The following is a 23,224-nucleotide window of genomic DNA, read 5'->3' as shown; positions in this document are numbered from 1 at the left end:
GATATGTAATGGGAACGGACGACAGAACGGGAGAACGACGATGGCCGCCTATCTGATTGCCGATGTCGATATCACCGACATGGCCATGTTCGACGAGTACAGACGCGAAGTCCCGGCGACCGAGGCCCGCTATGGCGGGCGCTATCTCGCGCGGGGCGGCGCGACGCGGGTGCTTGAAGGCGACTGGGAGCCGCACCGCCTGGTCATAATCGAGTTTCCCGACATGGCTGCGATCACCGCGTGGTACGACTCACCGGAGTATGAGAGGCTGAAGCAAATCCGTTTCCGCTGCGCCCACACACGCATCATCGCCTTGGAAGGGGTGGCGCCCGCCTGACGGTACAAGCCTGACGGCTGCGGTTCACTTGCCTTCGAAAAACGCGTGGATCGCCGCGTCCAACTTCTCGATGAGCTCGCTGTTGCGGGTGCTGCCGGCCCAGATCAGCGCGTTGAGCCGCATGTCCTTGTTGAGGAAGTTCACCTTCCTGGTCTCAAGCAGATACTGCGCAACCGCGAAGTGCCGGCCCTTGATGGCTTCGATGAGGGCGCTGTTTCGCCCTGTCTTGTCGGCCGCGTTGACGTCCGCGCCATGCTCGACCAGCAGCGTGACGGCATCGAGATGCCCGTTCCTTGCCGCTTCGATCAACGCCGTGCGGCCATAGTAATCGGCGCGCGCGTCGATATCGATCTGAGGGTGTCGCACCAGCGCCTGGATGCAGTCGTAGTGACCCTTGGCCGCGGCAAGGCTCAAGGGCGTGCTCTTCCATTTGTTCCTGGAATTGACGTCGATCGTCGGCTCGGCGATCAGCGCCTCGAGCGCGGCCAGGTGGCCATTATGGGCGGCAAGATGCAGCGCCGTCCAGCCGCCTTCGTCGGTCTGGTTGATGTCCGCCCCCGCCGCGAGTTCGGCACGTATGGTCTCGGCGTCGCCTTTCTCGGCGGCGGTCAGCAGGTTGGACCAATTTCTGGCGTCTTCGGCTTCCAAGCTTGCCATCACCGCAATGCTCCTGGACGATGGATCGCGCCGGCGCGCGGCCAGCCTGACTTGCGAAGCGTTTCACACTCGCCGGCATCGGGCAACGAATTTCGCATTCGATGAAGCGTAGCGAGATGCGGCCGGGGCGGAAGAAGCGCTATTCGCCGGCATCTCAAGGCTTGGCTTCCTCGCCCCCGCCAAAGGCGGGAGAGGTGTCCGCGAGCGGACGGAGAGGGGGTCTTCGTAGGGCGCTCCCCCTCTCCGTCCCGGCTTCGCCGAGCCACCTCTCCCCCATTTCATGGGGACGAGGAACCAGGTTTCTCTCACGCCATCTGCAGCTTCTGCCGGCTGGGCTGCGGCGGGAAGGCGATGGCGATGCCGGCCGCACCCAGCCCGATCAGCGCCGAGCCGATGAACAGCCAGTGGTAGCTCGCGGTGGCGTCGTAGATCATGCCGCCGGCGAGCGGCCCGAGCGACATGCCGAGGCTGGACAGCAGCGTCGCCGCGCCAAGCACCGTGCCGATGATGCGCAGGCCGAAATATTCGCGCGCCAGCACCGCGTAGAGCGGCATCACGCCGCCATAGGTGGCGCCGAAGATGACGGCCAGGAGGTAGAACTGCTCGATCCGGCCGACGGTGAGATAGGCGGCGATCACCAGCCCCTGGATGGCGAGACCGGCGACCAGAACCGGCTTGACGCCCAGCCGGTCGGCGAGCACGCCGTAGAGCACGCGCCCGCCAAGGCCGGCCAGGCCCTCGACGCTGTAGATCGATACGGCCGCCATCGGCGCCACGCCGCAGGACATGGCGTAGCTCACCATGTGGAAGATCGGGCCCGAATGCGCCGCGCAGCAGGCGAAGAAGGTGAGACCCAGCACGATGAATTGCGGCGAGCGCAGCGCCTGGCCGACGCTCATGCTGGGATCGTCGGCGGCCGGCGCCGGCGTGCCGGTGGCAGCGGTCGCGACGGGCGGCTGGCGCACCAGCAAGACGGCGGGCAAAAGCAGCAGCCAGGCCATGACGCCGATATCGAACATGGCGGTGCGCCAGTCATAGGCGGTGATCAGCCAGCGCGCGAAGGGCGAGATGGTCATCGGCGCCACGCCCATGCCGGCCGAGACCAGCGACACGGCGAGGCTGCGGTTGGTGTCGAACCAGGCGGTGGTGAGCGCGATCATCGGCGCGAAGAAGGCGCTGGCCGCCAGCCCGACGATGATGCCGTAGCTGAGCTGGAAGACGATGAGCGACGTGGCGCGGCTCGCCACCACCAGCGACAGGCCGAGCAGCACGGCGCCCGCAAGCACGACGGGCCGCGCGCCGACCCGGTCATAGATCGAGCCCCAGGCAAAGCCGCCGAGGCCCATCACCAGGAAGTTCAAGGTCATGGCGCTGGAAATGCCGGTGCGCGACCAGTTGGTGTCGAGCGATATCGGCTCCAGAAAGATCGCCAGCGAGAACATGGCGCCGAGCGCCACGCAGGTCATCAGCGCGCCGGCCGCGACGATGACCCAACGATAGGAATGGTTCATGGTTCTTCTCCATGCCGTATGGCATCCTGTTTGATGCGGCGCGGTTTTTCTAGTTTCACCGGGCCGCTTGCGTCCGGAGGACGCCAGGGTGCGAGGCGATCCTACAATCTGGTTGCATTTTTTATCCGGATTTTTCTAGGGGCGGCGACCGCCGATCACCTTGGGAGCGCTGCCCCGTCGGCGGCTCCAACTGTCAGCAGCCTGCAAGACCCTGCATTGACCGCGTTGTGGGCCCTTCTAGATTGAGCCGCAGCAACCAGCAGGAGGCGTTATCCATGGAACTCTATCGCGGCCGGCTCATCGACCACATCCAGCTCGTGGTGCGCGACCTTGCGGCCAGCCGGCGTTTCTACGCCGCCCTGTTCGAGGCGCTGAGCATTCCGATCGGCGGCGAGGCGCAGGACTATTTCTGGGCCGACGAACTGTTCGTCTCCAGCGCCGACAGCCGCGCCGCGCTCGGCGTGCTCACCGGCCGCCACCATCTCGCTTTCCAGGCGAAGGACCGCCCCATGGTCGACGCGTTCTACAAGGCCGGGCTCGCCGCCGGCGGCAAGGACAATGGCGCACCGGGCGAGCGCCATTACCATCCCGGCTACTATGCCTGCTTCCTGCTCGATCCCGACGGCAACAACATCGAGGCGGTGTTCCATGGCGAGGCCAGGCGAAGCGCCGCGGCGGTGGAGATCAGTTTCTAGCCGGACATGCTTAAAGCATGTCTCCCGAAAGTGGGAACCGGTTTCGGGATAAAGACATGCGTAAAATCAAAGACCTAAAGCGCATGGAGCGAATCCGAAGGATCGCGACGCGCTTTAGATGGCCGTGTCCCAGCCGGCGAGTTCGAGCCCGCGACGGAGTCGTTCGCGATCCTCTTCGCGTTCCATGCGCATGTCCTGGACGATCTGGGCGATGGTGAGGTCTGGCTCCAGGGCGCGACCTTCCATGACGCAGGCCAGCGCCTTCCCGTGGTCGCTGGCAAATGCGTGGCATGCGGCCAGCCGCGCCCATTGCCAGGCGCTCTTGCGGGGCAGACAGGAGAAGGACGCGGCCGCTTCCTGATACCGACCGAGCGCCAGCAGGGCTTCGCCCCGGTCGTAATAGTACCAGGTCGGATGCATCGGATTGAGCTGGACGGCCTTGTCGAGCAGCGCGAGCCCAGCCTCGCCGTCGCCGCGCAGCGCCCGGAAGAATCCAGTTTGGGCCAGCGTGTCGGCGTCATAGGGATTGAGATCGAGCGCCCGGGCGAAATGTTTCTCGGCGGCGTCGTATTCGTCGCGGCCTCGGTAGAGCAGGATTAGCGCCAGCATCCGGTGGCACCGCGCCTCGTCGGGGCTGAGCGCGATTGCGTGCAGCGCGCGATCACGCGCCTGGTCGAGCACGGCGCGCGGCGCATCGGCGTAGCCGCCGATGATGACATCTGCAAGCGCCAGATAAGCGTTCGCCAGGCCAGAACGAGGATCGAGTTCGATCGCCTTGAGGAAATGCTCGCGCGCATCCTGGTTGACCCGTTCGCCATAGCTGCGCAGCAGCTCCTTCCCCCGCAGGAAATGCAGATAGGCTTCGACATTGGCCGCAGCCGCGGGCAGGCCGCGCCGCATCACCGCGCTTTCGATGTTGGCGACCAACGCCGTCACGATGCGTTGCGCCACCATCGTCTGGAACGTGAAGATCTCGCCTTTGGCGAAGGTGAAGGTCTGGCCCCAGACGCGTCGCCCGGACGCCGTCTCGGTAAGCACCACGCGTGCGCTGTATTCCGCTTCGGAAGTCTCGACGCCGCCTTCGGCGACGTAGTCGGCTCCGAAGCGCTCGGCGGTCGCCCGGATGTCCTCGCGCGAATGCTCGGCCAAAGCGAAGGCCGAATGACGCGCCAGCACGGCGACGGTCTTGAAGTAGGAGAGCGCGTTGGTGATCTCCTCCACCGCGCCGTCGAACAACGCCTTGGCGGTGCCGTCGACCGGATCGACCTGGAACGGCAAAATAGCCACCATCGGCTCCGCCCGGGCAGCAGCCGTGGCGCCGACGGGCGCTGGTGCCGCCTCGATCTCCGGCTGGAACAGGTAGCCCCGGCGCGGCACCGTGCGGATCAGCGCCTGCGCCTCGTCGCCGATCGATTTGCGCGCGTCGCGGATCGATTGGGTGAGCGAGTCCTCGGTGACGATGATGCCCGGCCAGACTGCCTGCATCAGCTCGTCCTTGCTCAGCACCCGTCCCGGATTGCGCGTCAGGAAGGCGAGCAATTCCAGGGTTTTTGGCCGGATAGGCACAATCTCGCCGTCGCGCCGGAGCGTACCCCGGTCAAGATCGAGAACAGCGCCGCCAATCTGTAGCGCCAAGCCCTTGCCCCATCGACACGCCCGATTGCGCAGGGTTCATTGGGAGGGGCAAATCCCGGCAAGGTCAAGCCCGAAACATGCCGAGCAGGCCGAGCCAGGAACGGCGCCGCGCGGCGTTCGGCTCGACGCGTGTCTCGTCAGGCGCGGTTTCGTTGGACGGCAAAAGGTAAAGCCAGGCCAGCATCTCGTTGGCCTCGCCGCAGCAGGGGCCCGCGATCCCCGCGGAAAGCATGCTTAGCGCTTCACCCCGCGACAGCGACGTCGGTGCAAATGATGTGTCAGTCCTCGCATGCATGATCGACCTCCGAGCCTGGCGTCGGCGCCATGTGCCGCCCCATGAACGCCATCATCGTCCCGAGGGTGTCCGTTTGTCCTGAAACAATCCTGATTTTTCGCTGAATCCGTTCCGGCTGAGCGTTTCACCGTTTCACGGAACGGCGAACCGCTCTATCTCCTTGTTTTTTTGCTATTGCGGACGGAAAACCGTCACTTTTCCTGGAATTGCTCTAGCGGCGCCACAAGGGCTTGGCGAGCTCATCGCGCACCAGGTCCATCGTCAGGCCGATATCGCCGATGAGATGCGGTGTCTCGCGCGCCATGATCGCAAGCTCGTGACGAAAACGCGCCCGCTCCTCCCATGCCGACAGCAGGTCGAACAGGCCGGGCCGGTGCTCGGCCAGATTGGCGTCCGCCCGCGGCTCGCTGAGATCGAGCCGCACAGCGCCGTAGAATCCGGATATAGTGTCCAGCATCGTTTTCATGGTCGGCTCCCTTGTTTGAAGCGCTGCCCTGGTGAAGGCATAGGGGGAGCCTGAACCTTCACGATCTGCCGAACCATCGGCCGCATGCAGTGTTTTGGGTCCTGCATTTGTAGTATTTTGATGGTTCTACGATTGAACGCATCTATGTCCGCTGGCAGGACAGGGCATGAACCGCATCGTGACGAGCTCGGAGGCGTTGTCGGACCGCGAGCGCGCGGTGGCGGAGAGGTTCGCCGCCGGCATGACCTATCGCGAGATCGGCCAGGTCCTTTTCATAGCACCGTCCACCGTGCGCACGCATCTTGCGGCGATCTATGAGAAGCTTGGCGTTAGCAACAAGGTCGCGCTCGCGCGGCGTATCAGCACCGTCGCCGACACGGCGCCTGCAGCAGCGTCGCCCGACGCCTCGCCGGTGCTCGCAGTGTTTCCGATCGAATGTTTGAGCGGCGATGAAAGCTGGCGTCGGTTCGCCGAAGGTCTGTCGTCAGACATCACGATCGATCTCGCCCGCTATGCCGGAATTCCCGTCATTGCTTTCCACACCATGAAGTCGCTGGGCAGCAAGCCCGCTGATTTCGCCGCCGACGGCAAGGCGCTGGGCGCCGCCTACCTCGTGTCGGGGCAACTGCGCGCCGACGACACACGTGTGCGTCTGACCGTCGAACTCGCGGATGCGGCTTCCGGCCTCAGGCTGTGGAGTGAGCGTTTCGAGCGTCCGGTCGAGAACCTGTTTGCGCTGCAGGACGGGCTGACCGACAGCGTTGTCAACGCGCTCGCCGGCTGTTTCGGCGCCATCGCCACGGCCGGCCGCAATGCCATCCGCCGCAAGCAGCCGGCCAGCCTGCGCGCCTATGACCTTTATCTGCTCGGCGTGGAACAACACAACAAGTTCAGCCGCGAAGGAAATGCGGAAGCCATCCGCCTGTTCACCCGCGCGCTTGAGCTCGACCCGACCTTGGCCAAGGCCTGGCTCGAACTCGGCTACGCCTACTCGATCCAGTCCTGTAACGGGTTCGGCGGTGAACCAAAGGCGGCAGCCGAGAAATGGCGGATGGCGGTCGAGAATGCCCTGCAACTCGATCCGACAGACAGCGCGGTGCATGTTTGCCTTGGCGATGCCATGGGCTGCCTCGGAGATTTGGCGGCGGCGGAGCGCTGTTATCGTCGCGCCTTCGAATACGGCTCCAACCAGGCGGACACGCTGGCGCTGCTTGCAGGCAGCAGGGCGCTGGTCGCCGGCGATCCGGCGGAGGCGATCGCGCTGATGGAGCGCGCAATGCAGCTCAACCCGCTCGCTCCGCCTTGGTATTTCGGCATGCAGGGTCGCATCCTGTTCGTGGCCGGCCGCTACCGGGAAGCCATCGCCGCGCTGCGCAGAAGCACACCGGATTCCACCAACGTGCTGATGTTTCAAGCGCTCGCCCATGCGGCGGCCGGCGAGGACGCCGAGGCGGCTGGCTTCGGCGCCAGGCTGAATGCCGATTTCCCGGATTTCTCCGTCGAGGGCTTCATAGCGGGCTATCCCGTCGTCAATCCGGACGCCGTGCGCGCGATCCGCGACGCGGCGAAGCTGGTGGCGATCCGCTAGAGCGTTTCACCGTGTCACGGAAACGGCGAACCGCTCTAACCCCTTGTATTTTCGCAATTGCAGACGGAAACCGTCACACGCTTTTCCTGGAATTGCGCTAGCCGCCCAGAAACGCCGCGATCAGCTTCAGCATGTTGCCATCCTGACCGAACTCTTTCGTGTCGAAGTCGCGGCTGCCCTGGCGTTGCGCCCTGGAGAGCTGGTCGAGATAGGCCGTCAGCTCCGCCCTGACCTTCTTGCAGCCGGGATCGTTCTCGGCGGTCAGCCCGGTGCTGAAGGCGACGATCCTGTCGACCATGTCGACGATCCCGGCGCCGTGCACCTTTTCATGCGCGATCAGCCCGGCGGCGAACCTGTCCCAGCGCGCCTGCAAGGCAGGGTCCAGCTTTCCGGCCGGCTTCGGCAGCGTGTAGGTGATGATCAGCTTCGGCCGCGCCGACTTCAGCACGCAGGCGCTGCCTTGCGGCTCGTAGTCGCGCTGCCAGGTCAGCTTGAAGAACGTATGCGCGATGACGCGCCGCCCGCTGCCGGCCGCGCCGACCACCGGACCCTTCTCTCCGATCGACAGATAAAGCTGCTCCGCGCTCTGGCCCGACACGGCATAGGTGTCGATCTTCTCGATGGGCTTCCAGTCTGCCTGGGCAGGGGAGGCAAGGAGCAAGGCGCAAAGCAGGATGGCGAATTTCATGAAGGACTCGATGGGATTCCGTCCATGAGGTGCATAGCGGTTGTCTCGCGCGAGATCAAAGCGCGCGGGCAATCCGTCCTTCGAGGAAGGAGACTACGAGAGGTCGAACACCTTGTCTTGTCTGCCGACCACCGGCTCGACCCAGTTCGCTTTGTATTTCAGCATCAGATGCACCTTTTCCGGCGGTTTCGGCAGGTCGGTGTCGATCGCCGAGGCGAAGGGATGGACGAGATCCGGCCAGGTCGGGTCGTAGAGCCAGAGCGCTGAGCCGCATTTGCGGCAGAAATTGCGCTCGCCGGTCGAGACCTCGCAATGCGGATGCTCGTCATCTCGATCTCGGCGCAATAGACGCCGAGGCTGCGCTTGCCCGTGATTTTCAAAGTCTCGTAGTCGGCGCCGAGATTGATGGCGAAACCGCCGCCGCCCTGCTGCTTGCGGCAGATCGAGCAGTAGCAGAGCATGAACGGCACCGGGGTGTGGCTCTGCACCTCGAAGCGGACGGCGCCGCAACGGCAGGAGCCTTTGAGCAGGACGGGCATGGCGGGAACTCCGTTTTCAGGTTTCAACCTGTCAGCATGCTTTTGGTTGCGGCGATGACAAGGCCCGTGCCGGATGAGATGATCGCGGCATGGATAATACGCGCCTTGAAGAACTGTTCGAAAGCCTTGGTCCGATCAGCATCCGCAAACTGTTCGGCGGCAAGGGTATCTATTGCGACGGCGTCATCGTCGCGGTTGTCGTGCGCGGCGAACTGATGCTGAAGGCGGACGAGGAAAGTGCGCCGGACTTCGAGGCAGCGGGCTGCAGGCAGTGGACATATACCGGCTCACGCCACGGCAAGGCGGTGGCGATGCCTTATTGGAGCGTGCCCGACGAGGCCTTCGACGATCCCGACGAGATTGCCGTGTGGGCGCGGCGGGCGTATGAGGCGGGACGCCGGGCGGGGAAGTGATTTTGACCTGCTGTTGAAACACTGTGAAGGGCGCGTCGAGGCCGCCCCTCATCCGGCCGCTTCGCGGCCACCTTCTCCCCGCTGGGGAGAAGAGGTTGGCGCCGGCGCTTCCTCTCCCCTCGGGGAGAGGTCGGATTGCCCCGAATTGCTCTCTTCGCAATTCGGCCTTGGCAATCCGGGTGAGGGGGCTTCGCCGCGTGCCTCTACAGCGCCTTCGCAATCGCCGCCGCCAGCCGCGCGTTGTTCTCGACCAGCGCGATGTTGGTCTTGAGGCTGCGGCCGCCGGTCAGCTCAAGGATCTTCGACAGAAGGAACGGCGTCACTGCCTTGCCGGTGACACTCTGCGCTTCGGCGGCTTTCTGCGCGGCATCGATATAGAAGGCCATTTCGTCGGCGGGGATCTCGTCATTGTGCGGCACAGGATTGGCGACAAGGATGCCGCCGCCGAGGCCCAGCGCCTGCCGCGTCCGGTAGAAATGCGCGATGTCCTCAGGCGCCTGCAGCGTTAGCGGCGCGCGGAACGGCGACTGTCTCGACCAGAAGGCGGGCATGGTTTCGCTGCCATGGCCGATGACCGGCACGCCGCGCGTCTCCAGCACCTCCAGCGTCTTTTCGATGTCGAGGATCGCCTTGGCGCCGGCCGAGACGACGATGACCGGCGTGCGCGCCAGCTCGTCGAGATCGGCCGAGATGTCGAAGCTTTTCTCGGCGCCCTTGTGGACGCCGCCGATGCCCCCGGTGGCGAACACTTTTATGCCGGCCATATGCGCGGCGATCATGGTGGCGGCCACCGTGGTGCCGCCGGTGCGCCCTTGCGCCACCGCAAAGCCGATATCGGCACGCGACAGCTTCATGGCGTCGCCGGTCATCGCGAGCGATTCGCGTTCGCCGTCGGACAGGCCGATCTTGATGCGGCCGTTGACCACGGCGATCGTCGCCGGCACCGCGCCGGCATCGGCGATGATCTGCTCGACCTTGGCCGCCATCGCGCCATTGTCGGGGTAGGGCATGCCGTGGGTGATGATCGTGCTTTCCAGCGCCACCACCGGCCGGCCGGCGGCAAGCGCCTCCGCCACGGGCGGGTGGATGTCAATAAAGGGGCGGGCGGTCTCGGGCGTCATGGCTGTCTCCGGCAAGGAGGAACTGGATGGTTGGTGGCCCTATGCCACCTTCCGTGCCTCCGGCACAAGGGCAAGCGCCTGCGTGAAGTTGGCGCTCGTGAAGGATGGCACGGCCTCCGGGCTCTCGATGGCGAGCATGGCCGCAGCGACGCCCTCACGCAGCGCGGCGCGCAGCGGCAGGCCGCGCAGTATTGCAGCGACGGCCGCGCCGGTCAGCGCGTCGCCGGCGCCGGTGACGTCGGCGACCCGCCGCGGCGCGGGCGGGTCGATTTCGAAGATGCCGCTGTCGTCGAAGCCCAGCACCGGGGCGCTGCCGGCCGTGATCACGCCGGCGTTCAGGCCGGTCTGCCTGAGTGCGTCGACAAGCGCGTTCCCGGACATTTCGGCGCCGACCAGCGCGGCGGCTTCGCGGCGGTTCATGAAGAGCAGCGACAGGTGGTCGAGCAGCGGCGTCAGCCGAACGACCTTGGCCGGTGAAACGGCGATGGCGAAGACCGGCCGGCCGCCGGCGAGCGCCACCAGGCGTTCCAGCGCCGCCGTCGGCAGGTTGGCGTCGCACAGGATCGCGTCGGCCGCGGCGATTGCCTCGCGCACCTTGGAACGCCTTATCTGCTTAGGGAAGGCGAGATCATAGAGCGCCATGTCGGCCAGCCCGACGATCAGCTCGCCCTCGGCGTCGATCAGCGCCGTGTAGCTCGGCGTCGTGCGGTCGAGGAACACGACCGAGAGGTCCGTTATCCCGGCGTTGTCGATCGCCGAGGCAACCGTGTCCGCCGCCGCGTCGCCGCCGCGCACGGAAATCAGCGAGGCCGACACACCGCGCTTGAGCACGCTGCGCAGCGCGTTGAAAACCACGCCGCCGACGTCCTCGCGCATGATGCCGGGGTTGGAGGCTGCCGGCACATAAGTGCCCGAGACCTGGCCGCGCCGGTCGATATGGGCGCCGCCCAGCGCGAGGATAGTTGGGGATGTCGGCATTTCGGGTCGGTGACTTTCATTGATCGTGCGGCTGCGCACACTAGGTTTCCCCGGGTCACCCTGCAATCGGGGTCGCGATTCGGGAAGGCCGGATATCGAAATCTCTTCTGGACCAGTGGTTGTGCTCCGCACTAGCCCTGGTGAGACAAAAATAGAACAAATCCAGATATTGATTGTTTTTCAGATATTTGTTGCCCCTTGCCAAATGAGAACAAAAAAGGTACAAAACGGTAAGGATCACGGATTGTCCGGCCTTCATTGACGACCACGGGGTGATGTATCATGGCTCAGAATACTTTGCGGCTTGTAGAGGATAAGGCAGTGGACAAATCAAAGGCTCTGGACGCGGCGCTGTCGCAAATCGAGCGCGCTTTCGGCAAGGGCTCGATCATGCGGCTCGGCGCCAACGAGCAGGTGGTCGAGATCGAAACCGTGCCGACGGGCTCGCTCGGCCTCGACATCGCGCTTGGCGTGGGCGGCCTGCCGCGCGGCCGCATCATCGAGATCTACGGGCCGGAAAGCTCGGGCAAGACGACGCTGGCGCTGCACACGGTGGCGGAAGCGCAGAAGAAGGGCGGCATCTGCGCCTTCGTCGATGCCGAGCACGCGCTCGATCCGGTCTATGCCCGCAAGCTCGGCGTCGACCTGGAAAACCTGCTGATCTCGCAGCCCGACACCGGTGAGCAGGCGCTGGAAATCTGCGACACGCTGGTGCGTTCGGGCGCCATTGACGTGCTGGTGGTCGATTCGGTCGCGGCGCTGACGCCGCGCGCTGAAATCGAGGGCGAAATGGGCGATGCGCTGCCCGGTCTCCAGGCCCGCCTGATGAGCCAGGCGCTGCGCAAGCTGACCGCCTCGATCTCGCGCTCCAACACCATGGTCATCTTCATCAACCAGATCCGCATGAAGATCGGCGTCATGTTCGGCTCGCCCGAGACCACGACCGGCGGCAATGCGCTGAAATTCTACGCCTCGGTGCGCCTTGACATCCGCCGCATCGGCTCGGTCAAGGACCGCGACGAGGTGGTCGGCAACCAGACCCGCGTCAAGGTGGTCAAGAACAAGCTGGCCCCGCCCTTCAAGGTGGTCGAGTTCGACATCATGTATGGCGAGGGCGTGTCGAAGACCGGCGAGCTCGTCGATCTCGGCGTCAAGGCCGGCGTGGTCGAGAAGTCGGGCGCCTGGTTCTCCTATAATTCGCAGCGTCTCGGCCAGGGTCGCGAGAACGCCAAGCTGTTCCTGCGCGACAATCCCGACACGGCGCGCGAGATCGAGCTGGCGCTTCGGCAGAATGCCGGGCTGATCGCCGAGAAATTCCTCGAGAATGGCGGCTCCGAAGGCGGGGACGACGGTTTCGAGGACGAAGCCGGCGCCATGTAGGGCTGGCCTAGGAAGATCGCGCAGCGGTTTCCTGTTCGGGATTGAGCGCAAGCAATTCGTCGGCTTAGCCGGAGTTCGGCCACAATCCTGGTCTATTTGCTTGTGCTTATGTAATCGAGTTCTTGAGTACTGCGTACCTGAACCGCCGGCCTTCGCGCCGGCGGTTTTGCATTTCGCGGGTGGTGTTGAGCCGCTGCCCGCTTGCCGATTGGCCCAACTCCGTGTTTCTGGACAGGCTCAAGAGCTATCGCTAAAAGGCCCATCTATCTTCTGAAATACCAAAGCCCATTGCCGCCGGCCTGGCCGGCGGTTCTTGCGAAAAAGGCAGTGTGCAATGAGTGGCGTGAACGACATCCGGTCGACATTCCTCGACTACTTCCGCAAGGAGGGCCACGAGATCGTCGCCTCCAGCCCGCTGGTGCCGCGCAACGATCCGACGCTGATGTTCACCAACGCCGGCATGGTGCAGTTCAAGAACGTCTTCACCGGCCTGGAGAAGCGTCCCTATTCGCGGGCGTCTACCGCGCAGAAGAGCGTGCGCGCCGGCGGCAAGCACAACGACCTCGACAATGTCGGCTATACCGCGCGCCACCTCACCTTCTTCGAGATGCTCGGCAATTTCTCGTTCGGCGACTATTTCAAGGAGCGCGCGATCGAGCTTGCCTGGAACCTGATCACCAAGGGTTTCGGCCTGAAGAAGGACAAGCTGCTGGTCACCGTCTATCACACCGACGACGAGGCGGCGGGCTACTGGAAGAAGATCGCCGGATTGTCCGACGACCGCATCATCCGCATCGCGACCTCGGACAATTTCTGGGCGATGGGCGACACCGGCCCGTGCGGTCCGTGCTCGGAAATCTTCATCGACCGCGGCGAGCATATCTGGGGCGGCCCGCCCGGCAGTCCGGAAGAGGACGGCGACCGGTTCCTGGAGTTCTGGAACCTGGTGTTCATGCAGTATGAGCAGGTGACGAAGGAAGAGCGCATCGACCTGCCGCGGCCCTCGATCGACACCGGCATGGGCCTTGAGCGCATGGCCTCCATCCTGCAGGGCGTCGAAAGCGTCTTCGAGACCGACCTGTTCAAACATCTGATCGATGCCGCGTCCTCCGCGCTCGGCCAGGGCCCGAACCAGGAGAACGTCGCTTCGTATCGCGTGATCGCGGATCATCTGCGCTCGTCGTCGTTCTTGGTGGCCGACGGTGTGCTGCCATCCAACGAAGGCCGAGGATATGTGCTGCGCCGCATCATGCGCCGCGCCATGCGCCACGGGCAACTGCTTGGCGCCAAGGAGCCGCTGATGTGGCAGTTGGTGCCGGCGCTGGTGCGCGAGATGGGCCAGGCCTATCCCGAGCTGGTGCGCGGCGAGGCGCTGATCACCGAGACGCTGAAGCTCGAGGAAACGCGCTTCCGCAAGACGCTGGTGCGCGGCCTCGGCCTGCTTTCGGACGCCACCGAGACGCTTCATGCCGGCGACATGCTGGACGGCGAGACGGCCTTCAAGCTCTACGACACCTACGGCTTCCCGCTCGACCTGACGCAGGACGCGCTGCGCCAGCGCAGCATCTCGGTCGACATTGCCGGCTTCACCGACGCGATGGAGCGGCAGAAGGCTGAGGCGCGCGCGCATTGGGCGGGCTCGGGCGAGGCCGCGACCGAGACGGTGTGGTTCTCGGTGCGCGAAAAGACCGGCGCGACCGAATTCCTCGGCTACGAGACTGAAGCTGCGGAAGGCATCGTCCAGGCGCTGGTCAAGGACGGCAAGACGATCAACAGCGCCTCCCAGGGCGACGCGGTCGCGGTGGTCGTAAACCAGACGCCGTTCTATGGCGAATCCGGCGGCCAGATGGGCGACACCGGCGTGATCTCCGGCGAGGGCTTCTCGATCGAGGTTTCCGACACGCAGAAGAAGGCCGACGGCCTGTTCGTGCATCTCGGCAAGGTGGTTAAAGGCACGGTGAAGACGGGTGCGGCGGTCGAGCTCAAGGTCGATCATGCCCGCCGCTCGAAGCTGCGCGCCAACCATTCCGCAACGCATCTCATTCACGAGGCGCTGCGCGAGGTGCTGGGCACCCATGTCGCGCAGAAGGGCTCGCTGGTCGCGCCTGATCGCCTGCGCTTCGACATTTCGCACAACAAGCCGATCTCGGCCGATGAGCTCGAAGAGGTGGAGCGCATGGCCAACGAGATCGTCGTGCAGAACAGCCCGGTGACGACGCGGCTGATGTCGGTCGACGACGCGATCGCCGAGGGCGCGATGGCGCTGTTCGGCGAAAAATATGGCGACGAGGTGCGCGTCGTGTCGATGGGCACCGGCCTGCATGGCGCCAAGGCCAACCGGCCCTATTCCGTCGAGCTCTGCGGCGGCACGCATGTCAGGTCGACCGGCGATATCGGCCTGGTGCGCATGCTGTCGGACAGCGCGGTGGCGGCCGGCGTGCGCCGCATCGAAGCCCTGACCGGCGAGGCTGCCCGCAGGCATCTCGACGAGCAGGACAAGCGCCTGAAGGCTGCGGCGGCGACGTTGAAGATCTCGCCGGCCGATGTGCCGGCTCGCGTCGAGACGCTGCTCGAAGAGCGCAAGAAGCTCGAAAAGGAGCTGACCGAGGCGCGCAAGAAGCTGGCGCTGGGCGGCGGCTCGGCCGTTGCCGATGCCCCGGCCGCCAACGAGACGGTCGCCGGCGTCGGATTCCTCGGCAAAGCGGTTTCGGGCGTTGCGCCGAAGGACCTGAAGCCGCTTGCCGATGCCGGCAAGAAGACGCTCGGCTCCGGCGTGGTCGTCTTCGTCGGTTCCGGCGAGGACAACAAGGCAAGCGTGGTCGTCGGCGTCACCGATGACCTGACCGGCCGCTTCAGCGCCGTCGATCTGGTCCGCGTCGCCTCGGCCGCGCTTGGCGGACAGGGCGGCGGCGGGCGTCCCGACATGGCCCAGGCCGGCGGCCCGGACGCCTCCAAGGCCAACGACGCGATTGCGGCGGTAAGGGCGGCGCTGGAGGCGGCGTGAAGGCTGAAGTGACCGGCTTAGCTCAACCCGGCTCCTAACTCTTAGAGGGTAGCGCTGCCCCCTCATCTGCCTGCCGGCATCTTCTCCCCGTTGAACGGGGAGAAGGGCGATGTCGCCGCGGCTTTCGCTGATCGCCGACGTTGCAGGAAGGGCGCCGCGCTCCGGCCAGCCTCTTTCTCCCCGTTCACGGGGAGAAATGCCCGGCAGGGCAATGAGGGCCGGCGCCGACGCCGAGGAAGTTCACTCGAATTAGTCGACCCTTTCAGTCCGCGCAAAGCTTGCACGATCAGCGACGCGCGCATACCAATCCCCGATATCCGCAAACCGCGCCAACAGATCGCGCCCTTCCGAGACCTTGAGGCAATAAGCGATGATCGGCGCGGCATGCAGGTCGGCCAGCGTCAGCTGCTCGCCGAGCAGCCAAGGCCCCCCTTTCGCCTTTAGTGACGTCAACACCTTGAGCACCGTCTCAGCTTGGCTCAGCCCGCTGGCGATCAGCGCCTCATCCGGCGGGGTCTTTTCGAGCCGCTCAACCGCAACGTCCCAGACCATGGCGCGATAGCCATAGGCGTCGAGCATGCCGATGATCTGGCTCATTTTGGCGCGGCCGCGGGCGTCGGTCGGCTGCAGGGCCGGACCGTCGAAGGCTTCGTCGACATAGCGCGCGATGGCGCTTGTCTCGAACAGGCGAAAGCCGTCATGCTCGAGGGCCGGGATGCGGGCGAACGGCTGAAGCTCCAGATACCAAGCCGGTATGCCCTCGGCGGCGAAGATATCGAGCGGCACGAGTTCGTAGCCGACGCCCTTCTCCTCCAGCGTCATCCGCGCGATGCGCACATAGACGCTGTAGTCGGCACCGTAGAGAGTCGGCTTGGCCATCGCTTCGCTCTTTTGCTTACCCAGAAAAAACGAAGGCTCCTTTCGGAGCCTTCGACATTACCGGGATTAGATTTTACCCCATGGCCTTCTGCAGATTTTCGTCGATCTTGTCGAGGAAGCCGGTGGTCGAGAGCCAGGGCTGGTCGGGGCCGATCAGCAGCGACAGGTCCTTGGTCATGAAGCCTGACTCGACGGTCTGGATGCAGACCTTCTCCAGCGTCTCGGCAAAGCGCTTGAGCTCGGCATTGTCGTCGAGCTTGGCGCGGTGGGCGAGGCCGCGCGTCCAAGCGAAGATCGAGGCGATCGAATTGGTCGAGGTTTCCTCGCCCTTCTGGTGCTGGCGATAGTGGCGGGTGACGGTGCCGTGCGCGGCTTCCGCCTCCACCGTCTTGCCGTCGGGCGTCATCAGCACCGAAGTCATCAGGCCGAGCGAGCCGAAGCCTTGCGCCACGGTGTCGGACTGCACGTCGCCGTCATAGTTCTTGCAGGCCCAGACATAGCCGCCCGACCATTTCAGGCTGGAGGCGACCATGTCGTCGATCAGGCGGTGTTCGTACCAGAGCTTCCGCGCCTTGAACTCGGCCTCGAACTCCTTCTCGTACACCTCCTGGAAGATGTCCTTGAAGCGGCCGTCATAGGCTTTGAGGATGGTGTTCTTGGTCGACAGATAGACCGGGAAATTGCGCAGCAAGCCGTAATTCAGCGAGGCGCGGGCGAACTCACGGATCGACTCGTCGAGATTGTACATGGCCATCGCCACGCCGGCGCCCGGCGCATCATAGACCTCGTGCTCGATCACCTGGCCGTCCTCGCCGACGAACTTGATCGTCAGCTTGCCCTTGCCGGGGAAGCGGAAGTCGGTGGCGCGGTACTGGTCGCCGAACGCATGACGGCCGACGACGATCGGCTTGGTCCAGCCCGGCACCAGGCGCGGCACGTTCTTCATGATGATCGGCTCGCGGAAGATGGTGCCGCCGAGGATGTTGCGGATGGTGCCGTTGGGCGACTTCCACATCTTCTTCAGCTTGAATTCCTCGACGCGCGCTTCGTCGGGTGTGATCGTCGCGCATTTTACGCCGACCCCCCATTTCTTGATGGCGTTGGCCGAGTCGATCGTCACCTGGTCGTTGGTGGCGTCGCGGTGCTCGATGCCGAGATCGTAGTATTCAAGCTTCAGGTCGAGATAGGGGTGGATGAGCTTGTCCTTGATGAACTGCCAGATGATGCGGGTCATCTCGTCGCCGTCGAGCTCGACGACCGGGTTCGCCACCTTGATCTTCGCCATGGAAAGAGTGCCTCGTTGCTGGGGATCTGGACGGCCTTGCCCGCATGGTTTCGGCCGGGGATGCGGAGCGTATATCAAAGGCTTTTTCAGCGCGCAAACCACGATCCGCGCCGGGATGGACGTGTGCCGCTGTTGTGAATGCTTCATTTTCCGGTCTGGATGTGGCAGGGGGACGCCGAAACGCCGCAAACCCCGGTTACCCACAGCCATGCCAGCCACCGAAGATAGAGCCAACACCGCCTCCGCCGGACCGGCGATCATCCTGGTCGAGCCGCAGCTCGGCGAGAATATCGGCATGGTCGCGCGGGCGATGGCGAATTTCGGCCTGTCGGAACTGCGCCTCGTCAACCCGCGCGACGGCTGGCCGAGCGAGAAGGCGCGCGCGGCCGCCAGCCGAGCCGACCATGTCATCGACGCAACCCGGGTTTTTGACGATCTGGCGTCGGCCGTCGCCGATCTCAACTTCGTCTTCGCCACGACGGCGCGCGAGCGCGACGGCTTCAAGCCGGTGCGCGGGCCGGTGGGAGCGGGCAGGGCGCTCAGGGCGCGTGTCGAGGCGGGCGAGCGCACCGGCATCCTATTCGGCCGCGAGCGTTTCGGCCTTTATAATGACGAGGTCGGGCTCGCCGACGAGATCGTCACCTTTCCGGTCGATCCCGGCTTTTCCTCGCTCAACATCGCCCAGGCAGTGCTTCTAATGTCCTATGAATGGATGAAGTCCGGCCTCGCCGACGAGACCCAGACCAATTTCTCGGGGCCGGAGCTGGCGCCGGCGACCAAGGAGCAGCTGCACAGCCTGTTCGCCTATCTGGAAAGCGCGCTGGAAGCGCGCGGTTACTTCCGCCCGGAAGAGAAGAAACCGAAGATGGTCGACAATCTGCGCGCCGTATTGACGCGCGCCGGCTTTGCCGAGCCGGAACTGAAGGTTCTGCGCGGCATCATCTCCTCGCTCGACCGGTTCTCGCCGGCCATGCCGCGCGGCGATGGCTCGCCGGGGGATGATCCGAGGCGGCTGCCGGCCGCTGTGCGCAGTCGCGCCAAAGACGAAGAAAGTTAAAATCGATAAGCTGTGAGCATTTGAAGTAACCGATTTTTATTCGGTCATGCCTCATCCTTGCTGCAATAGTGGGGGTGGCACATGTTTGCGTCCAATATTGGTCGACTGCGCTTTTTCCTTTACTCTCTCGGTCTGGCCGTCGCCGAGACCGTGGTGATCGTTGTCTGCATTGTCGGTACAATCGGTTTTGAGGGACTGATCAATTCGGGACCTGGCCCGGCGCGTCAGGGCATGGCAGGCGCGGTCCTGATCGCCTCGCTTATCTTTGTCGCGCTGCGCGGCAACATCGCCTCGCGCCGCGTCCGCGACGCCGACGGGCGCCGCTGGATCCTTTGGGCCTACATCGCCCTTTCCGCCGTCTACGCCCTTTTGCAGGCCGGCGTGCTGCTGGTCGTCAAGTTCGGCGATCCCGATAGCATTCCGGGCGGGCTGAATCTGCTCGGACTTTCGATATTCGGCCTCTGGTGCACGATCCTGGTGGCGAAACCCGTCGCGGGCAGCAACATCGACGAACTGACGGATGTTTTCGACTTCGACGGTCCGCTGCCGGCGCCGGCGCGCACCGCACGGGCGGCTGTGCCGGCCGCTCCACGCGCCGCCGTTGCCCCTTCAACCGCCCGCGTTCCGCCCGCGCCGCAGCCTTTCGGCAGGCCGCGCCCCGCCGGCTTCGGCAAGCGCGGCATATGAGCGAGCCTTCGAGACAGCTGCGCAAAAGCTGCTCGCATTCGCCACTTCAAGACCAAGATCATTCGCGATAGAAGCGCGGTTGGCCCAATCACGGACCTGCCGCCTCTCTTTGTTTTGACGCAATTCCGGACCGAAAACCGTTTCACACTTTTCCTGGAATTGCTTTATGACCGGATGACAATGAGCGATCGACCAAGCCAGCGCCCGATCCTGATGTTCGATTCCGGCGTCGGCGGCCTGACCGTGCTGCGCGAGGCGCGCGTGCTGATGCCCGATCGCCGCTTCGTCTATGTCGCCGACGACGCGGCATTTCCTTACGGCGCCTGGGAAGAGCCGGCGCTCAAAGAACACATCCTTACGCTGTTCGGCAAACTGCTCGACCGGCTGCAGCCGGCGATTTCGGTCATTGCCTGCAACACAGCCTCGACCCTGGTGATCGATGCGCTGCGCGACAAATTCCCCGCCCACCCTTTTGTCGGCACCGTGCCGGCGATCAAGCCGGCCGCCGAACGCACGCGATCCGGCCTGGTCTCGGTCCTGGCGACGCCGGGCACTGTGAAGCGCCAGTACACGCGCGACCTGATCAGCAAATGGGCGCAGAAATGCCATGTCCGCCTGGTCGGCAGCGACCGGCTGGCAGGGCTGGCCGAGATCTATATGCGCCAGGGTTTCGTCGACGAGGAAGCGGTGCGCGCCGAGATCGCGCCCTGTTTCCTCGAACGCGAGGGAAATCGCACCGACATCGTCGTGCTCGCCTGCACGCATTATCCCTTTCTGGTCAACCGCATGCGCAAGACCGCCCCCTGGCCGGTCGACTGGATCGATCCCGCCGAGGCGATCGCGCGGCGCGCCATGTCGCTGCTCGAGCCGGTCGGAGAAACATCGGGCGAAAGCGAGCCCGATCTTGCCGTCTTCACTTCCGGCAAGGTGGATTTCGCCACTCGACGGCTGATACAGGGCTTCGGCCTTACTGCACCTTAGCGCTCAAGTGGGCTCGAAAACGACGCTGCGCTGATCCGGGTCGGCCGAAACCAGCTTTAGCGTCAGGCCGGCGCCCTGCCTGAGCCCGGAGGCCTTCACATTGGCAACAACAGGCATGTCGGCAAGCTGCGCTCGCACGCCATGATCGACGAAGTCGGTTACGACGGCCTTGAACGTCTCACCTTCATGTCCCTTGAGCATCACCGCCTCGGCAAGGTCGATGGCCGCATGGTTGATCTGCGAGGCCCGGGCATCGCCGCGCCCCATCACCTTCGGTAATCTGGCGAAGGCGTCGGTGACGGCCTGCGGCACGGGCTGGCCGTTGGCGATCGCCAGCGCGCAGCGCACGACGTAGCGGTCGGCCAGCCGCCTGAGCGGTGCGGTGGCATGCGCATAGGTCGCGGCCATCGCCTCATGCCAGGGGACGACGCCCTCCTGATAGGGCTGGTAGGACGCGCCATTGCCTGCGCGCCGGATCTCGAGCATCAGCGCCGCCTGTTGAGGATCGGCCGGATCGAGCGTGCGCTGATAGTCGCGCAGGCTGGTGGAGTCCGGCCAGGACAGGCCGAGCGCCTGCGCCGCGTTACGCAGTCTTTGCACCTTGGCAGCATCCGGCCCCGACATCACCCGGAACAATCCGGTCTTGTGCGCCAGCATGGCATCGGCGATCGCCATATTGGCGGCCAGCGAAAGCGCGGCATTGTCCTGCTCGGATTGCAGCAGCGGCCTGAACGAAAGCCGGAACGTGCCGTCGGCAAGTTTCTCCACCTCCTGCTCGGGCGGGTCGACGCGCGAAGCGCCGCGGCGCTCTTCGTTTGCCGCCATGCGCCGCGCCAGTTCGGCGAAGCCGACCGGAACGTCGGAGGGCTGCACGCTGTCATAGGCGAGTTTGGCGCGGCTTTGGATGATGGCGCGCTCCGCGCCGTCCAGCTTCACCGCGCCGTCCCCGGCAGCCCGAACCGTGAAGATGACCGCTGGGCGCGGTCCATCGGGCAACAGGCTCGCCGCGGCCTCGGCAAGCACAGGCGGGTAGAGCCCGGCCTTGCCGTCCGGCAAATAAAGCGTCTCACCCCGGTTCCAGGCTTCGAGATCAATCGCGTCGCCGTCCTCGACGAACCAGGCAACGTCCGCGATGGCATAATGCAAGAGGAGATCGCCGCCGCTCGCCTCGATCGAGAAGGCCTGGTCGAGATCGGTCGAGCTCGCCGGATCGAGCGTGACGAAGGGGATCTCGGTGCGGTCGGCATGCTGGCTTGGCACACGCCTGGCCGCCACCTGCGCCGCCGCCGTTACCTCCGGACGGAATCCATCCGGCACGTGGAATTCGGTGCGGATTTCCGCAAGGCCGGTGGAGAGGGCCTGTGAGGGATCGGTCAGCGATTTCATGCCGTCGTCCTACACTGGCGTTCCGGACGCGGGAAGTCCGCCAAAGAAGATCAGGCTTCCGGGGATTGGGCTGCTGACGCTGGAACTGCCGCCGAAGCGCAGCGTTTCTACTCCATCTGATTGACGCAATTCCTGACGGAGAACCGTTTTTCCTGGAATTGCTCTCCAGCAAAGGAGAGACAGCCATGCCTGCCACATCGCAAGCCCAGCAAAAAGCCGCGGGCGCAGCCCTTTCCGCCAAGCGCGGCGAGACCAAGAAGAGCGAGCTCAAGGGCGCGTCGCGTGAAATGTATGAATCGATGAGCGAGAAGCAGCTCGAGGAATTCGCGGAGACCAAACGCAAGGGCCTGCCCGGCAAGAAGTCATAGAGGCCGAAATGAAAGCCCGCGGCGTTGGCCGCGGGCCTGCGTCAATCCTCTGCTGCGCAATAGGTTAGTAGCGCCACCAGCAGTATTTCGTCTTGTAGCGCACGACATGGCGGTGGCCGTGACGCCAGACGACTCTTTTCTTCACCACGACGCGGCACACCTGCTTGTGGCCATACCAATGCCTGGCCATGGCCGGTTCAGGCGTCATGACCGCCATCGACCCGGCCAAGACGGCGGCTCCGGTCAGGGTAAGGAAGAACTTCTTCATGGGAATTCGCACTCCTCTGCTCCAGTCCCTTCATCATGTGCAGGGCGTTCGCCGCCGAAGACGCTGCATCCGCCCCGATGCCGACGGCGTGCAACTTTCCGCCACGTCCAGCGCCGCATGCAACGCAGGAATGGTATAAGCTTGCGCTTAATGCCGCCAGCCACAAGCTTGACAGCGGTTAAATCTGTGTTTAACAGGCCCACCAACACCGGGTGGCGACGCCCGGTGGTTTCTTTTGACGTGTCCCGTGGGTTTTCCGTCGCTTTGCGTGGGAAACCCTGTCAGGTCTCGAAAACGGAGGCCAGAGGAGGGCGCGTTTCCTTCGCCCGGAGCCATGGGGTTCCGGGTATATTGTTTTGAAAGGGAATGCGATGAGCAAGCGCGAATCCGCGAAATACAAAATCGACCGCCGCCTTGGCGAAAACATCTGGGGCCGCCCGAAGTCCCCGGTCAACAAGCGTGAATACGGCCCCGGCCAGCACGGCCAGCGCCGCAAGGGCAAGCTTTCCGACTTCGGCCTGCAGCTGCGCGCCAAGCAGAAGCTGAAGGGTCACTATGGCGACGTTTCGGAAAAGCAGTTCCGCAAGGTCTATGAAGAGGCCAACCGCCGCAAGGGCGACACTTCCGAGAACCTGATCGGCCTGCTGGAGTCGCGCCTCGACGCGATCGTCTACCGCGCCAAGTTCGTGCCGACCATCTTCGCCGCCCGTCAGTTCGTCAACCACGGCCATGTCAACGTCAACGGCAAGCGCACCAACATCGGTTCGTATCGCTGCAAGCCGGGCGATGTGATCGAGGTGCGCGAGAAGTCGAAGCAGCTCGTGATCGTGCTGGAATCGGTCGCTCTCGCCGAGCGCGACGTCCCGGACTACATCGAAGCCGACCACAACAAGATGACCGCGACCTTCGCGCGCGTTCCCGGCCTCTCGGACGTTCCGTTCGCCGTGCAGATGGAACCGAACCTGGTCGTCGAATTCTACTCGCGCTGATCGAACTCAATCAGCCG

General features: G+C 64.5%; 23 protein-coding genes and 1 pseudogene. 11 read left to right on the top strand and 13 right to left on the bottom strand.

Features of this window, described 5'->3' with window-relative positions; translation table 11 throughout:
• The first annotated feature begins 40 nt into the window (after nucleotides 1-40).
• Nucleotides 41-337, top strand: a complete 297-nt coding sequence (locus EN852_RS10615) for a DUF1330 domain-containing protein (RefSeq protein ID WP_095820724.1) — start codon at nucleotides 41-43, stop codon at nucleotides 335-337.
• Between the two features lie 24 nt (nucleotides 338-361).
• Here the strand turns inward: EN852_RS10615 and EN852_RS10610 are convergent, their stop codons facing one another.
• Complete coding sequence (locus EN852_RS10610) at nucleotides 362-994, bottom strand: ankyrin repeat domain-containing protein (RefSeq protein ID WP_246694229.1); 633 nt, start codon at nucleotides 992-994, stop codon at nucleotides 362-364.
• Nucleotides 995-1,299: 305 nt separating this feature from the next.
• Nucleotides 1,300-2,505: an MFS transporter gene (locus EN852_RS10605; protein ID WP_127875078.1), complete on the bottom strand. Its 1,206-nt coding sequence runs from the start codon at nucleotides 2,503-2,505 to the stop codon at nucleotides 1,300-1,302.
• A gap of 275 nt (nucleotides 2,506-2,780) precedes the next feature.
• Between EN852_RS10605 and EN852_RS10600 the strand changes: the two genes are divergently transcribed.
• Nucleotides 2,781-3,200 carry a VOC family protein gene (locus EN852_RS10600; protein WP_127875079.1) on the top strand — a complete coding sequence of 140 codons (420 nt, stop codon included), beginning with the start codon at nucleotides 2,781-2,783 and terminating at the stop codon, nucleotides 3,198-3,200.
• Nucleotides 3,201-3,314: 114 nt separating this feature from the next.
• On the opposite strand, the gene EN852_RS10595 is transcribed toward EN852_RS10600, so the two are convergent.
• The 3 genes from EN852_RS10595 to EN852_RS10590 form a co-directional block, all read right to left on the bottom strand.
• Complete coding sequence (locus EN852_RS10595; RefSeq protein WP_189545817.1) at nucleotides 3,315-4,835, bottom strand: winged helix-turn-helix domain-containing protein; 1,521 nt, start codon at nucleotides 4,833-4,835, stop codon at nucleotides 3,315-3,317.
• A gap of 64 nt (nucleotides 4,836-4,899) precedes the next feature.
• On the bottom strand, nucleotides 4,900-5,130 hold the full coding sequence (locus EN852_RS40800; RefSeq protein WP_210238230.1) for a hypothetical protein: 231 nt from the start codon (nucleotides 5,128-5,130) through the stop codon (nucleotides 4,900-4,902).
• A 211-nt stretch (nucleotides 5,131-5,341) separates the two neighbouring features.
• Nucleotides 5,342-5,596: a DUF1127 domain-containing protein gene (locus EN852_RS10590; protein WP_127875081.1), complete on the bottom strand. Its 255-nt coding sequence runs from the start codon at nucleotides 5,594-5,596 to the stop codon at nucleotides 5,342-5,344.
• Nucleotides 5,597-5,762: 166 nt separating this feature from the next.
• On the opposite strand from EN852_RS10590, the gene EN852_RS10585 reads away from it, so the two are divergent.
• Nucleotides 5,763-7,184, top strand: coding sequence for a LuxR C-terminal-related transcriptional regulator (locus EN852_RS10585; protein ID WP_127875082.1), 1,422 nt, complete (start codon nucleotides 5,763-5,765; stop codon nucleotides 7,182-7,184).
• Between the two features lie 97 nt (nucleotides 7,185-7,281).
• Here EN852_RS10585 and EN852_RS10580 read toward each other — a convergent pair whose 3' ends face one another.
• Nucleotides 7,282-7,872, bottom strand: coding sequence for a DUF922 domain-containing protein (locus EN852_RS10580; protein ID WP_127875083.1), 591 nt, complete (start codon nucleotides 7,870-7,872; stop codon nucleotides 7,282-7,284).
• Nucleotides 7,873-7,965: 93 nt separating this feature from the next.
• Nucleotides 7,966-8,411, bottom strand: a pseudogene (locus EN852_RS10575) (GFA family protein).
• Between the two features lie 89 nt (nucleotides 8,412-8,500).
• Between EN852_RS10575 and EN852_RS10570 the strand changes: the two are divergent.
• Complete coding sequence (locus EN852_RS10570) at nucleotides 8,501-8,824, top strand: TfoX/Sxy family protein (RefSeq protein ID WP_127875084.1); 324 nt, start codon at nucleotides 8,501-8,503, stop codon at nucleotides 8,822-8,824.
• A 203-nt stretch (nucleotides 8,825-9,027) separates the two neighbouring features.
• Here EN852_RS10570 and EN852_RS10565 read toward each other — a convergent pair whose 3' ends face one another.
• Nucleotides 9,028-9,945, bottom strand: coding sequence for a pseudouridine-5'-phosphate glycosidase (locus EN852_RS10565; RefSeq protein WP_127875085.1), 918 nt, complete (start codon nucleotides 9,943-9,945; stop codon nucleotides 9,028-9,030).
• 39 nt (nucleotides 9,946-9,984) lie between these two features.
• The gene (locus EN852_RS10560) at nucleotides 9,985-10,923 is read right to left on the bottom strand and encodes a carbohydrate kinase family protein (RefSeq protein ID WP_127875086.1); all 939 of its coding nucleotides are present in this window, start codon (nucleotides 10,921-10,923) and stop codon (nucleotides 9,985-9,987) included.
• 282 nt (nucleotides 10,924-11,205) lie between these two features.
• On the opposite strand from EN852_RS10560, the gene recA reads away from it, so the two are divergent.
• Together recA and alaS are read left to right on the top strand one after the other, a co-directional pair.
• Nucleotides 11,206-12,303: a recombinase RecA gene (recA, locus tag EN852_RS10555; protein WP_112127716.1), complete on the top strand. Its 1,098-nt coding sequence runs from the start codon at nucleotides 11,206-11,208 to the stop codon at nucleotides 12,301-12,303.
• 334 nt (nucleotides 12,304-12,637) lie between these two features.
• Nucleotides 12,638-15,307: an alanine--tRNA ligase gene (gene alaS, locus EN852_RS10550; RefSeq protein ID WP_127875087.1), complete on the top strand. Its 2,670-nt coding sequence runs from the start codon at nucleotides 12,638-12,640 to the stop codon at nucleotides 15,305-15,307.
• A gap of 249 nt (nucleotides 15,308-15,556) precedes the next feature.
• On the opposite strand, the gene EN852_RS10540 is transcribed toward alaS, so the two are convergent.
• Together EN852_RS10540 and EN852_RS10535 are read right to left on the bottom strand one after the other, a co-directional pair.
• Nucleotides 15,557-16,186 (bottom strand): glutathione S-transferase family protein, encoded by a 630-nt coding sequence (locus EN852_RS10540; RefSeq protein ID WP_127875088.1) that lies wholly within the window; start codon nucleotides 16,184-16,186, stop codon nucleotides 15,557-15,559.
• A gap of 73 nt (nucleotides 16,187-16,259) precedes the next feature.
• Complete coding sequence (locus tag EN852_RS10535; protein WP_112127719.1) at nucleotides 16,260-17,471, bottom strand: NADP-dependent isocitrate dehydrogenase; 1,212 nt, start codon at nucleotides 17,469-17,471, stop codon at nucleotides 16,260-16,262.
• Nucleotides 17,472-17,679: 208 nt separating this feature from the next.
• Here EN852_RS10535 and EN852_RS10530 point away from each other — a divergent pair, with 208 nt between their 5' ends.
• The 3 genes from EN852_RS10530 to murI all read left to right on the top strand — a co-directional run bounded on the left by EN852_RS10530 (nucleotide 17,680) and on the right by murI (nucleotide 20,196).
• Nucleotides 17,680-18,528, top strand: coding sequence for an RNA methyltransferase (locus tag EN852_RS10530; protein WP_127875089.1), 849 nt, complete (start codon nucleotides 17,680-17,682; stop codon nucleotides 18,526-18,528).
• An 81-nt stretch (nucleotides 18,529-18,609) separates the two neighbouring features.
• The gene (locus EN852_RS10525; protein ID WP_127875090.1) at nucleotides 18,610-19,215 is read left to right on the top strand and encodes a hypothetical protein; all 606 of its coding nucleotides are present in this window, start codon (nucleotides 18,610-18,612) and stop codon (nucleotides 19,213-19,215) included.
• A gap of 180 nt (nucleotides 19,216-19,395) precedes the next feature.
• On the top strand, nucleotides 19,396-20,196 hold the full coding sequence (murI, locus tag EN852_RS10520) for a glutamate racemase (RefSeq protein ID WP_127875091.1): 801 nt from the start codon (nucleotides 19,396-19,398) through the stop codon (nucleotides 20,194-20,196).
• Nucleotides 20,197-20,199: 3 nt separating this feature from the next.
• On the opposite strand, the gene EN852_RS10515 is transcribed toward murI, so the two are convergent.
• The gene (locus tag EN852_RS10515) at nucleotides 20,200-21,582 is read right to left on the bottom strand and encodes an RNB domain-containing ribonuclease (RefSeq protein ID WP_127875092.1); all 1,383 of its coding nucleotides are present in this window, start codon (nucleotides 21,580-21,582) and stop codon (nucleotides 20,200-20,202) included.
• A gap of 185 nt (nucleotides 21,583-21,767) precedes the next feature.
• Between EN852_RS10515 and EN852_RS10510 the strand changes: the two genes are divergently transcribed.
• Complete coding sequence (locus EN852_RS10510) at nucleotides 21,768-21,950, top strand: DUF3008 family protein (RefSeq protein ID WP_127875093.1); 183 nt, start codon at nucleotides 21,768-21,770, stop codon at nucleotides 21,948-21,950.
• A gap of 64 nt (nucleotides 21,951-22,014) precedes the next feature.
• Here the strand turns inward: EN852_RS10510 and EN852_RS10505 are convergent, their stop codons facing one another.
• On the bottom strand, nucleotides 22,015-22,218 hold the full coding sequence (locus EN852_RS10505) for a hypothetical protein (protein ID WP_127875094.1): 204 nt from the start codon (nucleotides 22,216-22,218) through the stop codon (nucleotides 22,015-22,017).
• Nucleotides 22,219-22,589: 371 nt separating this feature from the next.
• On the opposite strand from EN852_RS10505, the gene rpsD reads away from it, so the two are divergent.
• A complete protein-coding gene (gene rpsD / locus EN852_RS10500; RefSeq protein WP_040981269.1) occupies nucleotides 22,590-23,207 on the top strand; it encodes a 30S ribosomal protein S4 in 618 nt (205 codons plus the stop codon).
• Nucleotides 23,208-23,224 lie beyond the last annotated feature (17 nt).

The organism is Mesorhizobium sp. M2E.F.Ca.ET.209.01.1.1 (assembly GCF_004010375.2).
GTDB lineage: Bacteria > Pseudomonadota > Alphaproteobacteria > Rhizobiales > Rhizobiaceae > Mesorhizobium.
The sequence above is the reverse complement of the archived record's forward strand: the minus strand, read 5'-3'. Positions and strand labels throughout refer to the sequence as shown.